The following is a 12,235-nucleotide window of genomic DNA, read 5'->3' as shown; positions in this document are numbered from 1 at the left end:
GTCATGTCGCGACCGCTTGACCACATCGACACGCCACCCCAGCGCACCCCTGGCGGATCCGACTACAACCAGCCGCGACTGACTCTGACCGGTTGGCTGCGTTGGATGTGGCGGCAGCTGACCAGCATGCGCGTCGCCCTGTTCCTGTTGCTGCTTCTCGCTCTCGCGGCCGTCCCGGGGTCGCTGGTGCCACAACGCAGCTCGGATCCCAACGGAGTCGTCCAATACTTCAAGGACAACCCGTCACTGGCACCAATCCTCGACAAGCTGCAAGCATTCGACGCATACACCTCATTCTGGTTCTCCAGCATCTACCTGCTGCTGTTCATCTCGCTGATCGGCTGCGTCCTGCCACGCACGGTTCATCACCTTCGAGCCTTGCGCGCCGCCCCACCGAAAACGCCCGCCCGGCTGTCCCGGATGAGCGGCTACCGTGCCGTTCAGATCCCCACCGACCTGCGTGATGCGACGGGTGTACCGGTCACCGTTCCGGCAGCCGTTGAGACCGCAAAGGACCTGCTGCGCAAACGCGGCTACCGGGTCGCGCTTTACGAAGGAAGACGAACACCGGACGGGTTCGAGATGTCGGTCAGCGCCGAGCGCGGCTACCTCCGGGAGGCCGGAAACCTTCTCTTTCACATTGCGCTGGTGGGAGTCCTGGTGGCCGTCGGTGTCGGTGGCGGGTTCGGGTTCAATGGCAACCGAGTCGTCGTGGAGGGCCAGTCGATGATCAACACTCTCGCCGCCTACGACTCCTTCAACCCGGGCCGGTTCTTCAACAGCAACAGGCTCACCCCGTATTCCCTCACTCTCGACAAACTCGCCGTCACCTACGAAACCGAAAACAAGAGCGCCCGCGGATTGCCAACCGACTACACCGCGACGGTCACCACGCAACAGCAAGGGTCACCGGTCAAGGACAAGGCGACGATCAAAGTAAACGAACCACTCAACATCGGCGGCACCGACGTCTACCTGCTCGGCAACGGTTACGCACCCCGGATCACCGTCCGCGACCCGGCTGGCCGCGCCGTGTTCAGCGACCTCGTGCCCTTCCTCCCACAGGATGCCAATCTCACCTCGCTCGGTGTGGTGAAAGTCCCCGACGGGTTGGGAAAGCAGGTCGGACTGATCGGGTTCTTTTACCCCACCAAGGCGACCTCGAGCACTGGCGCGTTCTTCTCCGCTTACCCGGACCTGAAAGATCCAGTCCTCACCCTGAATGCCTACGCCGGGGACCTCGGCCTCAATACCGGGCAACCCAAATCGGTGTATGCGCTCAACACGTCCACCCTTACCCAACTCACTGGCGGGAAAACCGGGGTCCAATCCCTGGAGCTCAAACCCGACCAAACACAGCAGCTACCCGGCGGGCTGGGCTCGGTGACCTTCGACGGCGTCTCCCGGTTCGCCTCCTTCGAAGTTCACCACGACCCCGCCCAAGGCTGGGTGCTGCTGTTCGCCATCGGCGCGCTCGGCGGCCTCTTCACTTCCCTCTTCGTCCCGCGACGACGGTTGTGGGTGAAGGTCATCGGACGCGCCGGCGACCCACTCCGCGTCGAGTATGCCGGCCTTGCCCGTGGTGACGACCCCCAATTGGAGGCAACCGTCGCTGCCCTCACTGCGGCCCACTCCGCCACGCTCCGTGACGTGGCGAGCGGGTCACCGGAGAACACCGATCCGAAGGAACCCTCATGACTCAATCCCTGTCGCAACTCTCTGTCCTGCTCCTCATCTGTGCGATGGCCGTTTATGCTGCCGCGTTCATCGCGTTCGCGATCGATCTGGCACGCCGTGGAGCTCAGGTAACCGCCACCGTGCCAAGCGCAGTCGCACGACGAACCCAGACAGCTGCGGCTACCACCAGTGACAGCCGTCCCATCGGCGGCGTGACCGCGACCCTCACCCGGCTCAGCGGCCGCCTCGAGAACGGACCGACGCAGAGGGGTTCCACCCCAAGAAGTCTCCAGGTCGGCTATATCCTCACGATCAACGGGTTCGTACTCCATCTCGGCGCTGACATCCTCCGTGGGATCGCCGCCAGCCGGGTGCCCTGGGCGAACATGTACGAATTTTCGATGACCGGCACCCTGATCATCGTCGGTGTGTTCCTGTTGGTGACCCTCCGATATGACCTCCGCTTTCTCGGCTCGTTCGTCACCGGGCTGGTGCTCGTGCTGCTGGGCATTTCAAGCATGCGCTACTACGTCGAGGTTGCCCCGCTCCCGCCGGCCCTGCAGTCGTACTGGCTCGTCATCCACGTGATGGTGGCCATCATCGCTACCGGATTTTTCGCTCTGGGATTCGCCCTGTCAGGGGTGCAGCTCGTGCAATCGCGAAGGGAACACCAAATCGCCGAGGGCGCACCAGCGCCAATGCACTTCCTCAGCACTCTGCCGAACGCGTCAACGCTCGAGAACCTCGCTTACCGAGTCAACATCGTCGGCTTTCTCCTCTGGACCTTCACTCTCATCGCCGGATCGATCTGGGCGGAAAAAGCCTGGGGTCGGTACTGGGGCTGGGACACCAAAGAAGTGTGGACCTTCATCATCTGGGTGACCTACGCCGGCTACATCCACGCCCGAGCCACCCGCGGCTGGCGCGGCTCGCGGTCGGCCTGGTTAGCCATCATCGGCTTCTGCGCCGTGATGTTCAACTTCGGCATCGTGAATGTCTTCTTCAAGGGCCTGCACTCCTACAGCGGTCTTTGACCCCAGTCCCATTTCCCAACGACACTCCCCACCCGAAAGGCACATCATGGTACGAAAGAACAAGGAGGAGCCGCCCCGCCGGCGCTCCACCCACGAAGACGTCAAACCCACCCCGGAACAACTCCGCGCCCGCTACCTCCGCAAACGCCGATTCCTGCGCATCGGCCAAGGCCTCATGGCAATCGGTCTGATCGTCGGTCTGCAGCATTGGCTCGCCCACCTCGGCGTTTTTGGCGCCCAGCCGCCTGGCTGGGTCGACCTCGCCGCCGGCTACCCGCTGGCCGCCGTTCTGCTCGTCGGCGGCGCCATCACGGCCGGCCAAAAGTGAACCTCCCGGCGCGGACACCAATGCGGGCGGAACGGTAATGGGAAACGGTTTCGCTGCGATCGCTGCTAACGGCGGCCTACTGCTGGCCATTCCAGTGGCCGTGCTTGCCGGATTGGTATCCTTCGCCTCTCCCTGCGTTCTACCGCTCGTCCCCGGCTACCTGGCCTACGTTGGCGGCGTCTCTGGGCCAGATGCCCGCAAAGGCCGCCGACGGACGGTTACCGGTGTGGCACTATTCGTGCTCGGCTTCGCAATCGTCTTCATCGCCTACGGAGCCCTCTTCGGTGCGTTCGGATCGTGGATGATCCGCTGGCAGGACCTCATCACCCGCATCCTCGGCCTCCTGGTGATCGTGATGGGTCTCGCCTTCATCGGCACGTTCTCGATCTTCCAACGCACCCTCAAATTGCCGATCCGGCCAGCAACCGGCCTCACCGGCGCACCCCTCCTCGGACTGGTCTTCGGGTTGGGCTGGACACCCTGCATGGGCCCGACCCTCGCCGCGGTTCTCTCCCTCAGCCTCTCCAGCCAATCCGCGCTGCGCGGTGCGGTTTTGACCGGCTTCTACGCACTCGGGCTGGGCATCCCCTTCATACTGCTCGCGCTCGGATTCGCATGGATGGCCGGAACCATCGGCTTCCTCCGACGCCACATTCGCACGATCAACATCGCCGGCGGAACACTCCTAATCCTGATCGGTGTCCTGATGGTCACCGGCGTCTGGTCCGCCTGGATCTACAGCCTTCAGGCGCTGATCGGCGGCGTCACCCTGCCGATCTAGCCACAAATCCATCAGCCAACCAAAGGAAGCGTCAAACACACGAGGAACCTATGGAACCCCATACCGCGCGGAAACCCTCAGACCACCGGCCGGTCCGCCTCCACCTGGTCTACACGAGCGTCTGGTCGGTCGCGAAAGTGTCCCTCCTCGCCGGGCTGATCTTGGCGGTCGTGACAGCCGTGTCCGGCCTCATTCTGTGGACAGTATTGGACCAGAGTGGCGTGCTTAATCAGCTGGATTCCATCCTGTCCGGCCCCGCCCCAGCCGACGCCGCGAGCACAGCCAGTGTGAAGAAGATCGTCAACCCTGGCACCGTCATACTCATGTCATCCGCGCTCGGTCTTCTCGGAGCCATCTTCACCATGGTTGTCGGCGCAATCGTTGCGCTCCTGTACAACGTCAGCGCACGATTCACCGGTGGTCTCTTCGTCGGTTTCCAACGCGATTGACCGGAGCCTCTCCCAATCACCACTAGACGGCGCACCGGTTGGTTAGGCACGGCGGGGTTTCGATCGTCACATGTGCATTGCGAAAACCCTGACAAAGGACCCCACCAACGCGAGGAAGACCCCGCACGCTGCGGTGATGAGGAGTGTCCGGTGTTTGCGGAAGTTGGGGGAGAGGGCCGGCTCTGATGGGGCTCCCGTCTCCCACCAGGGCTGGTCGCGTTCTTCGTCCTGCACTTCTTTGCCTGCTTCGGTCTTCTATGGGGTGACGTCGATGACCATGGTGAGGCCGCCGGCGCCGTCCTGCTCGACGTTGTTGTTCGTCGTGTGGTGATTGATGTGGCAATGGATCAGCCATTTGCCGGGCGCACGGGCCTTCCACAGTACGTCGTAGCGTTGCCCGGGGCCAACGTTGACGGTATCGGCCTGGAACCGGGCCGACGGGGCGAGCGTGACCCCGTCCCGGGCGACCACTTCGAACGGTCCACCGTGGATGTGCATTGGGTGGATATCGACCGAGTTCGTTCCGATGAACCGAACTTTGAGCGTCTGTCCAACGTTCATCCGAATCGTCTCCGTCGCCGGATAGGCCTTCCCGTTAATCGTGAAGTAGTTCGCCAGAACGCCCTCCATCGGCATGGCCGGCCAGGTCAGCCCATTCCGGCTCAGCCATTCGCCAAGCTGGATGGTGTAGTCCACATCCGCGCGAACCGCGTCGGACGAATTCGCTGGCGCGATGATCAATGCCCCATAGAGCCCCAGCGACTCCTGTCGGTCGGCGTGGTCGTGCGAGTGGTAGAAGAACGTGCCAGCCTGCTTGACCGTGAATTCGTAAGTGAAGGCTGTGCCGGGATCGATGGGATGCTGGGTGATCTGGGCAGGTCCGTCCATGTTGTTGGGGATGTCGAGGCCGTGCCAATGCACCGTTGTCGATTCTGGCAGCTTGTTGGTGACATTGATGCGCACGCGATCGCCTTGCACCATGTTCAGCCGCGGGCCGGGAACCTGCCCGTTGTAGGCGTACGCGTCCACCCAGAGGCCTGGGAGGATCTGCCACTTAATGAGCGATGCAGTGAGGTCGAACTCTTTCACCCCGCCGACCATGTGCGCCTCGAGCGGTCGGTCACCGCGCGCGTCAGCCGTTGCTGTCTCGGTCACGTCCCGGGGGTCGACTGCTGCCATGTCGCGCATTGCCGCGCCCGGAGTGTCGCGGGTCATGATCATCCCGGGCGGCATGATCGCCCCACCGACGTCCTGAGCGCTCAGCGACATGTTCACCGCGTTCGACGGTGCGGAGATCCCCGCAACCAAGGCGATCACGCCAACGAAGGCGACTGCCGCCACCTGTGGCCGAGTTGGTTGGCGCGCCCCGCGCTCGCCTCTACCCGCCATACCCGGCATGGCCTTCTGGTCGTGACTACGGTCCCCATCATTGTGCGTGCCGGCGTGGCGTGTGGTCATCAGACCGTGCTTCAACCCCTTGTAGACCAGCCACACGTTTGCCGGATACGCGAACGCAAAACCTGCGGCGACGCCCACCGACATCACTCCCCAGAACAGAAGCTCGGTTGGTTCCATCGCCCGCATATCCGTACCCATCATCAGCAGCGTCATCACGGGCGCCATCCCCGCCATCATGAAGTCATGCTGATGAATTCCGGCAGGAACGTGCTCCGCACGTTCTGCAGATACGTCCCACCCATCAGGCTCTTCATGAAAAGGGACTGGAAGATCAGCAGCCCAAACGCGAACCCAGCCAGGTACTCAATGATCAGGTCCAACCACATCGGAAGGCCGAGGACGGCGGTGATTGCCGCCGCTGCGATGATGCCGGTGGCGTCACCGGCCACGCAGTGGATCGTTGAACCAACGCCCTGCTTCCACAACGGTTTGGTGAACTCTTCATGCTCGCCGGGATGCGGTTCCTTGTCGACCAGCACGTAGAGCAGCAATCCAATCGGACCGAGGTAGAGCGTGACGAGGATGAAACCCCATTTCATCACTGTCGGCTCCGGGTTCTTCCGGAACTGATCGACGGCGACGTACAACGTGGAAATCCCGGCCAGCAGGAACCAGACGACCAGGAAATAGTCGATCGGTTGGATAAGCACAGCGCACCCTTTCCAGGGCATGGACGCGCATACCCCCGCGGGGTAGAAATTACGCCACAGACAACCTCGCTGCAACGAGAGCTGTCAGATTCGCCGGTAAGAGTGCGCAGAACTGAGAATGCGCCGGGTGCGTTTCTCTCCGTATACCGCTGGCGGGTATCTTCGAAGGGTGGCAACGAGCAAGTCGCGAGTACAGACCGGGATGACGAGACTTCTCGCCCGGCTCTCTATCGTGTTCGCGTTGATCGCCGGAATCGCGGCCATGCACTCGGCGATCGATATGCCGATGGCGTCCCTACGCCCGACCGCTCCGGTAACAGCCGAGCAGGCTGAGCTGCCTTCGTCGGGGACGGAGTTGGTTGCCCACACGATGCCGCTCACCTCGATGCCGACGGTCGGCACAGCCAACCTCTCAGCGGTCGAGAAACTGATGGGCTCGATGACCCATGACGCCATGCACGCCTGCCTGTTCCTCGTGATCGCGGCGGCTCTGCTTCTTCTTTGCTTTCCCTCCGTGGGCGACAAACTTCCAGTCAGCCACCCGCGTCTCACGCTCCACCGGCGGCCGGGCACTGCGATGCGCGGAACCGACCGGACTCTGGCTCTCCAGGTACTACGGATTTAGAGGCTCGTGGGAGAACTCTGCGCTGAGTTCCTTTCCATGAACGCAACCTCAACAATTCACCCACCATTCTTTGGAGTACCCATGAAAATCGCAACCCGTCTCGCCCTCGCCGGCGTCGTCATTGCCGCCGGCGGGCTCCTCGCCGGCTGCACCAGTTCCGGCATGGGCGACATGTCCGGCATGTCCCATTCGTCCTCGACGGCCGCCGCGTCCCACAACACCCAAGACGTCACCTTCGCCCAGATGATGATCGTGCATCACGAAGGCGCAATCCAGATGGCTGACCTCGCTCCCACACGGGCGACTTCCACCCAGGTGAAGGACCTGGCCGCGAAGATCAAGGCCGCCCAGCAGCCCGAAATCGACCTGATGAAATCGTGGCTGAAGTCGTGGGGAGAACCGACCACCATGGCCGGCATGGAGATGTCCACTCCGATGCCGACCGACACGTCCAGTATGGGCTCGATGCCGGGAATGACAGCGCAAGATATGGCTGGTCTGAAAGCAGCAACCGGTGCCGCGTTCGACAAGCAGTTCCTTACCCTGATGATCCAGCACCACCAGGGCGCGATCACCATGGCTGAACAAGAGCAGTCCGGCGGCAAAGATAGCGCCGCGAAGAAACTCGCCGACAACATCGTCAAAGCGCAGACTCAGGAGATCGCCGACATGAAGGCCATGCTGGCCGCGCTCGGCTAGGCGTTTCGGCCTCGGTCTGATTCGACCCCGGTGGGGTGGACCACGCATTCCCCCTGCGCCACCTCACCGGGCCCCTTCTTCTGCTTGCTTCACTCTGCGAGGTTCCTTCATGCCCACTTCTCCGATCCCTTCGGGCCCGCTGTCTCGACGCGCCCTTCTTGGTGCGAGCCTCGGCGCGGCCACTCTTGCGGCATTGGCCGCCTGCACGCCGGCGACCCCGACTTTGATCTCACCGACGTCCGCTGCTGTCGTTGCGGCCGAGAAAGCGCGCCGCCGCACGGGACGCGTCGCCACCGTCGGGTTGGACGCGAAACCAGCCCAGCTCGACCTCGCCGGTCGGGTCGCGAACACCTGGACGTTTGGCTCGACACCGGCGCCAACCATCCGGATCCGTGCCGGCGACACCGTTCACGCTCGGGTATCCAATGGGCTAGCGCAGCCGACCTCGGTGCATTGGCACGGCATCGCCCTGCGCAACGACATGGACGGTGTGCCCCCACTGACCCAATCCGCGATCGCCGCCGGTGACGCATTCACTTACAACTTCACCGCCGAGCACCCCGGCACCTACTGGTTCCACCCGCATGTGGGCGTCCAGATCGACCGTGGCCTCTACGGGGCATTGATCGTCGATGACCCGCGGGAACCCCTGGCGTATGACGAAGAGTGGGTTGTCATTCTTGATGATTGGCTCGACGGAGTCACCGCCACGCCCGACCAAGTCCTGGCCGATCTCTCCAAAGGGATGGGATCGATGGGGATGGACGGCATGCTCATGCGGATGGGGAACATGCTTATGGGCACCAATTCGGCGCTGCTCGGCGGCGACACCGGCGACGTCTACTACCCGCTGTATCTGATCAACGGCCGGTCGGCGGCCGATCCGGAGACGTTCACCACAAAACCTGGCTCCCGGGTGCGCATCCGGTTCATCAACGCCGGTGCTGACACTGCCTTCCGGGTCGCCCTCAGCGGCCACACCCTCACCATCACGCACACCGACGGCTACCCGGTCCAGCCCAAAGAAGTCGACAGTGTCCTGATCGGGATGGGGGAGCGGTACGACGTGATCGTCACCGCCGCAGACGGGGTTTTCCCGCTTGTCGCCGCCGCCGAGGGCAAGGACGCGGCCGCGTACGCCGTCCTCCGCTCTGGCGGCGGGACCGCACCGGCTGCGTTGAAGACGCTACCCGAACTCAACTCCACCCGAATAGGCGTCGCCAGCGACCTGACCGCAGCCGATGCCGTACAGCTGAAAACCCGCGGCATCGACCGAACGGTCACGATGAAGCTATCCGGCGACATGAACTCCTACAGGTGGGCTATCAACGGCCGCCGATTCGACCCGAACCGGCCATTGCAGGACTCACTCATTGTCCGCGAAGGGGAGCGGGTGAGACTGAAATTCGTGAATTCCACCACCATGTGGCACCCGATGCATCTCCACGGCCACACGTACCAGCACCCGAACGCGGGGCCACGCAAAGACACCTCGATCATCCTCCCGGGCAAGAGCCTGGAGGTCGACTTCGACGCGAATAACCCGGGACAGTGGCTGAGCCACTGCCACAACATCTATCACGGCGAATCCGGCATGATGACTGTTCTCGCCTACCAGAAATAGCGACAGCCTCTGCCCGGACGGCACGAGTCACAAGATTTTTGGTCGGGATGGCCCACGCCTTTGTGGGAATACCGGCAGGGGGTATCATGTTGTTGGTGGCGAGATACCCCTTGCCCGTATTTTCGGAGGAAGAACGAATGTCGACGACTGAATACCAAGTATCCGGGATGACCTGCGGACACTGCGAGATGTCCGTGCGTGAAGAAGTGGAACAGATCGCCGGGGTGGAGAACATCGACGTGTCGGCGGCAAGCGGAAAGCTTTTGGTCACGAGCGCCGACGCCCTCGACGACGGACAGGTGTTTGCAGCTGTCAAGGAGGCTGGCTACTCAGCCGTGCGGGCTTGAGGTGAACGCTCCGACCAAGTTGGGCTTGTACGGGGTGGGGCTGGCGGCCGTCTTTGTAGCCAGCTTCACCCTCGGCCGATTGCTGATTCCGGCGGATGTATCCGCTGCCATGTCGCACGCTGGCGAGCAATCGATCACGACCCGCAGCAGCAGTCCGGCCGGACACTAAATCAGTCAACCGCGCCTGTCGGCGCCCCCGGATCCGGGAGGACCAGATGACCACACCCGAAGCGCTCACTCCGCTCTCCGCCGCGAACATCGAGCTCGAAATCGGCGGGATGACCTGCGCCTCGTGCGCGATGCGGATCGAGAAGAAACTGAACAAGCTCGACGGAGTCAGCGCCACGGTGAACTACGCCACCGAGAAGGCGCGAGTGACCGCTCCGGCCGGGTTCGATCCGCAATCGTTGATCGCGGAGGTGGAGAAGACGGGCTACACCGCCATGATCCCCGTCACGAAGGAACCGAGAGCGAACTCCGACGACGGCGCACCGGATGCCGAACTCACGTCACTGAAACAACGACTGATCGGCAGCATCGTGCTCTCCGTTCCGGTGATCGTGCTCGCCATGGTTCCGGCGTTCCAGTTCACCTACTGGCAATGGTTGTCGCTGACGCTCGCGGTCCCGGTGATCGTATGGGCTGGTTGGCCGTTTCACAAGGCAGCACTCACCAACCTTCGGCACGGTGCGGCGACGATGGACACCCTCGTCTCGGTCGGCACGCTCGCGGCCCTGTTGTGGTCGCTGTACGCGCTCTTCTTCGGGACCGCCGGGATGCCGGGAATGACACACGGGTTCGAGTTCTCGATCGCCCCCAGCAGCGGGGCCGGGGACATCTACCTCGAAGTCGCCGCCGGGGTGACGATGTTCGTCCTCGCCGGTCGCTACTTCGAGAAGCGCTCGAAGCGGCAGGCCGGTGCGGCCCTGCGCGCCCTGTTGGAGCTCGGCGCGAAAGAGGTCGCCGTACTCCGCGGCGGCGTCGAGACCCGAATCCCCACCGACCAGCTCGCTGTCGGCGACCAGTTCGTGGTCCGTCCCGGTGAGAAGATCGCCACCGATGGCACGATCGTCGACGGCACGAGTGCGGTGGACGCCTCCATGCTTACCGGCGAGTCGGTGCCCGTCGAAGTTGCCGAAGGGGACGCCGTTGTCGGAGCCACCGTCAACGCCGGCGGACGCCTCATCATCCGTGCGACCCGGGTCGGGACAGACACCCAGTTGGCGCAGATGGCCAAGCTGGTCGAGGACGCCCAATCCGGCAAAGCGGAAGTGCAACGATTGGCGGACAAGATCTCTGGGGTGTTCGTGCCGATTGTGATCGTGATCGCTGTCGCAACGCTTGGCGTGTGGCTGGGCGGCGGATTCCCCGTCGAGGCGGCGTTCACCGCCGCGGTCGCTGTGCTGATCATCGCCTGCCCGTGCGCGCTGGGCCTCGCAACACCGACCGCCCTGCTGGTCGGTACCGGCCGGGGAGCCCAGCTCGGCATCCTCATCAAGGGTCCCGAGGTCCTCGAGTCGACTCGGAAAGTGGACACCATCGTGCTCGACAAGACCGGAACCGTCACCACCGGGAAGATGACCCTCCTCGGCATCCACACGGCGTCCGCCGTCGACGAAGCTGACTTGCTCCGTCTCGCTGGAGCGGTCGAGGACGCCTCCGAGCACCCCATCGCGCAAGCGATCGCGAAGGGCGCCACGCAACGCGTCGGCGACCTGCCGACCGCTGAGTCGTTCGTCAACATCGAAGGTAAGGGTGTCCAGGGCGTCATCGACGGGCACCTCGTCCTTGTTGGCCGGGACTCGCTCCTCGCCGATTGGTCGGTGCCGAGCGACCCGGCGCTCGTTGCGGCCAAGAAGCAGGCCGAGGCCGCTGGGCAGAGTGCGGTGATGGTCGCCTGGGATGGAGTCGCTCGCGGCGTGCTCGTCGTGGCGGATGCGGTCAAAGACACGAGCGCCGAAGCGATCACCCAGTTCAAGAAACTCGGGCTCACCCCGGTGCTGCTCACCGGCGACAACGCGACCGTGGCCCGTCGGGTCGCCGCTCAGGTCGGAATCGACCAGGTCATCGCCGAGGTTCTCCCGAAAGACAAGGTGGACGTCATCACGCGCCTGCAGGCTGAAGGCAAGGTCGTCGCGATGGTCGGCGACGGTGTCAACGACGCCGCAGCGCTCGCGCAGGCCGACCTTGGGCTGGCGATGGGAACCGGCACCGATGTCGCGATCGAAGCCGCCGACCTCACCCTGGTGCGTGGCGATCTGCGCTCGGCCGCCGACGCGATCCGTCTGGCACGCAGAACGCTCGGCACGATCAAGGTCAACCTGTTCTGGGCTTTCGCCTACAACGTGGCTGCGATCCCGCTGGCCGCTCTCGGCCTACTCAACCCCATGCTGGCCGGCGCCGCCATGGCGTTCTCCAGTGTCTTCGTCGTCAGCAACAGCCTGCGTCTGCGATCGTTCCGATCCGACGCAAACGACGTCGGACGTCTCCCGCAGAGCACAACCGCTTCGCTGGCCCCTCAGAACATCTGAGCACAAGCAACCCACCGCACCGAAAGGATCAC

Annotated in this window: 11 protein-coding genes and 1 pseudogene; 10 read left to right on the top strand and 2 right to left on the bottom strand. The window is 63.5% G+C overall.

Annotated elements, in window-relative coordinates; all coding sequences use genetic code 11:
* The first annotated feature begins 3 nt into the window (after positions 1 to 3).
* The 5 genes from resB to AC1ROC_RS19220 are packed head-to-tail and all read left to right on the top strand — an operon-like array spanning position 4 to position 4,269.
* The gene (gene resB, locus AC1ROC_RS19240) at positions 4 to 1,698 is read left to right on the top strand and encodes a cytochrome c biogenesis protein ResB (protein WP_085370078.1); all 1,695 of its coding nucleotides are present in this window, start codon (positions 4 to 6) and stop codon (positions 1,696 to 1,698) included.
* Positions 1,695 to 2,711, top strand: a complete 1,017-nt coding sequence (gene ccsB / locus AC1ROC_RS19235; protein WP_085370079.1) for a c-type cytochrome biogenesis protein CcsB — start codon at positions 1,695 to 1,697, stop codon at positions 2,709 to 2,711. The genes resB and ccsB overlap by 4 nt, the downstream gene beginning before the upstream one ends.
* A gap of 46 nt (positions 2,712 to 2,757) precedes the next feature.
* Positions 2,758 to 3,039: a hypothetical protein gene (locus AC1ROC_RS19230; RefSeq protein WP_085370080.1), complete on the top strand. Its 282-nt coding sequence runs from the start codon at positions 2,758 to 2,760 to the stop codon at positions 3,037 to 3,039.
* A gap of 37 nt (positions 3,040 to 3,076) precedes the next feature.
* Positions 3,077 to 3,820 (top strand): cytochrome c biogenesis CcdA family protein, encoded by a 744-nt coding sequence (locus AC1ROC_RS19225; protein ID WP_085370081.1) that lies wholly within the window; start codon positions 3,077 to 3,079, stop codon positions 3,818 to 3,820.
* A 50-nt stretch (positions 3,821 to 3,870) separates the two neighbouring features.
* Positions 3,871 to 4,269, top strand: coding sequence for a DUF3566 domain-containing protein (locus AC1ROC_RS19220; protein ID WP_085370082.1), 399 nt, complete (start codon positions 3,871 to 3,873; stop codon positions 4,267 to 4,269).
* 255 nt (positions 4,270 to 4,524) lie between these two features.
* Here AC1ROC_RS19220 and AC1ROC_RS19215 read toward each other — a convergent pair whose 3' ends face one another.
* On the bottom strand, positions 4,525 to 5,250 hold the full coding sequence (locus AC1ROC_RS19215) for a multicopper oxidase domain-containing protein (protein ID WP_493001895.1): 726 nt from the start codon (positions 5,248 to 5,250) through the stop codon (positions 4,525 to 4,527).
* A 546-nt stretch (positions 5,251 to 5,796) separates the two neighbouring features.
* Positions 5,797 to 6,266 (bottom strand): annotated as a pseudogene (locus AC1ROC_RS19210) (DUF4396 domain-containing protein); the annotation flags it as partial.
* A 280-nt stretch (positions 6,267 to 6,546) separates the two neighbouring features.
* Here AC1ROC_RS19210 and AC1ROC_RS19205 point away from each other — a divergent pair.
* The 5 genes from AC1ROC_RS19205 to AC1ROC_RS19185 all read left to right on the top strand — a co-directional run bounded on the left by AC1ROC_RS19205 (position 6,547) and on the right by AC1ROC_RS19185 (position 12,203).
* Positions 6,547 to 7,002 carry a hypothetical protein gene (locus tag AC1ROC_RS19205; protein ID WP_143465915.1) on the top strand — a complete coding sequence of 152 codons (456 nt, stop codon included), beginning with the start codon at positions 6,547 to 6,549 and terminating at the stop codon, positions 7,000 to 7,002.
* An 81-nt stretch (positions 7,003 to 7,083) separates the two neighbouring features.
* Positions 7,084 to 7,701, top strand: coding sequence for a DUF305 domain-containing protein (locus AC1ROC_RS19200; RefSeq protein WP_085370085.1), 618 nt, complete (start codon positions 7,084 to 7,086; stop codon positions 7,699 to 7,701).
* Positions 7,702 to 7,810: 109 nt separating this feature from the next.
* On the top strand, positions 7,811 to 9,325 hold the full coding sequence (locus AC1ROC_RS19195; protein ID WP_085370086.1) for a multicopper oxidase family protein: 1,515 nt from the start codon (positions 7,811 to 7,813) through the stop codon (positions 9,323 to 9,325).
* 137 nt (positions 9,326 to 9,462) lie between these two features.
* Positions 9,463 to 9,672, top strand: a complete 210-nt coding sequence (locus AC1ROC_RS19190) for a heavy-metal-associated domain-containing protein (RefSeq protein ID WP_085370087.1) — start codon at positions 9,463 to 9,465, stop codon at positions 9,670 to 9,672.
* Between the two features lie 215 nt (positions 9,673 to 9,887).
* Positions 9,888 to 12,203, top strand: coding sequence for a heavy metal translocating P-type ATPase (locus tag AC1ROC_RS19185; protein ID WP_085370088.1), 2,316 nt, complete (start codon positions 9,888 to 9,890; stop codon positions 12,201 to 12,203).
* The last annotated feature ends 32 nt before the right edge of the window (positions 12,204 to 12,235 follow it).

This window comes from Leifsonia sp. GW821-FHT13C05 (assembly GCF_058806515.1).
The sequence above is the reverse complement of the archived record's forward strand: the minus strand, read 5'-3'. Positions and strand labels throughout refer to the sequence as shown.

Coding starts and splice junctions, on each gene's coding strand:
- AC1ROC_RS19230 (WP_085370080.1), top strand. CDS start 2,758: ATGGTACGAAAGAACAAGGAGGAGCCGCCCCGCCGGCGCTCCACCCAC.
- AC1ROC_RS19215 (WP_493001895.1), bottom strand. CDS start 5,250: ATGGTGCAAGGCGATCGCGTGCGCATCAATGTCACCAACAAGCTGCCA.
- AC1ROC_RS19200 (WP_085370085.1), top strand. CDS start 7,084: ATGAAAATCGCAACCCGTCTCGCCCTCGCCGGCGTCGTCATTGCCGCC.
- AC1ROC_RS19220 (WP_085370082.1), top strand. CDS start 3,871: ATGGAACCCCATACCGCGCGGAAACCCTCAGACCACCGGCCGGTCCGC.
- AC1ROC_RS19195 (WP_085370086.1), top strand. CDS start 7,811: ATGCCCACTTCTCCGATCCCTTCGGGCCCGCTGTCTCGACGCGCCCTT.
- AC1ROC_RS19190 (WP_085370087.1), top strand. CDS start 9,463: ATGTCGACGACTGAATACCAAGTATCCGGGATGACCTGCGGACACTGC.
- ccsB (WP_085370079.1), top strand. CDS start 1,695: ATGACTCAATCCCTGTCGCAACTCTCTGTCCTGCTCCTCATCTGTGCG.
- resB (WP_085370078.1), top strand. CDS start 4: ATGTCGCGACCGCTTGACCACATCGACACGCCACCCCAGCGCACCCCT.
- AC1ROC_RS19225 (WP_085370081.1), top strand. CDS start 3,077: ATGGGAAACGGTTTCGCTGCGATCGCTGCTAACGGCGGCCTACTGCTG.
- AC1ROC_RS19185 (WP_085370088.1), top strand. CDS start 9,888: ATGACCACACCCGAAGCGCTCACTCCGCTCTCCGCCGCGAACATCGAG.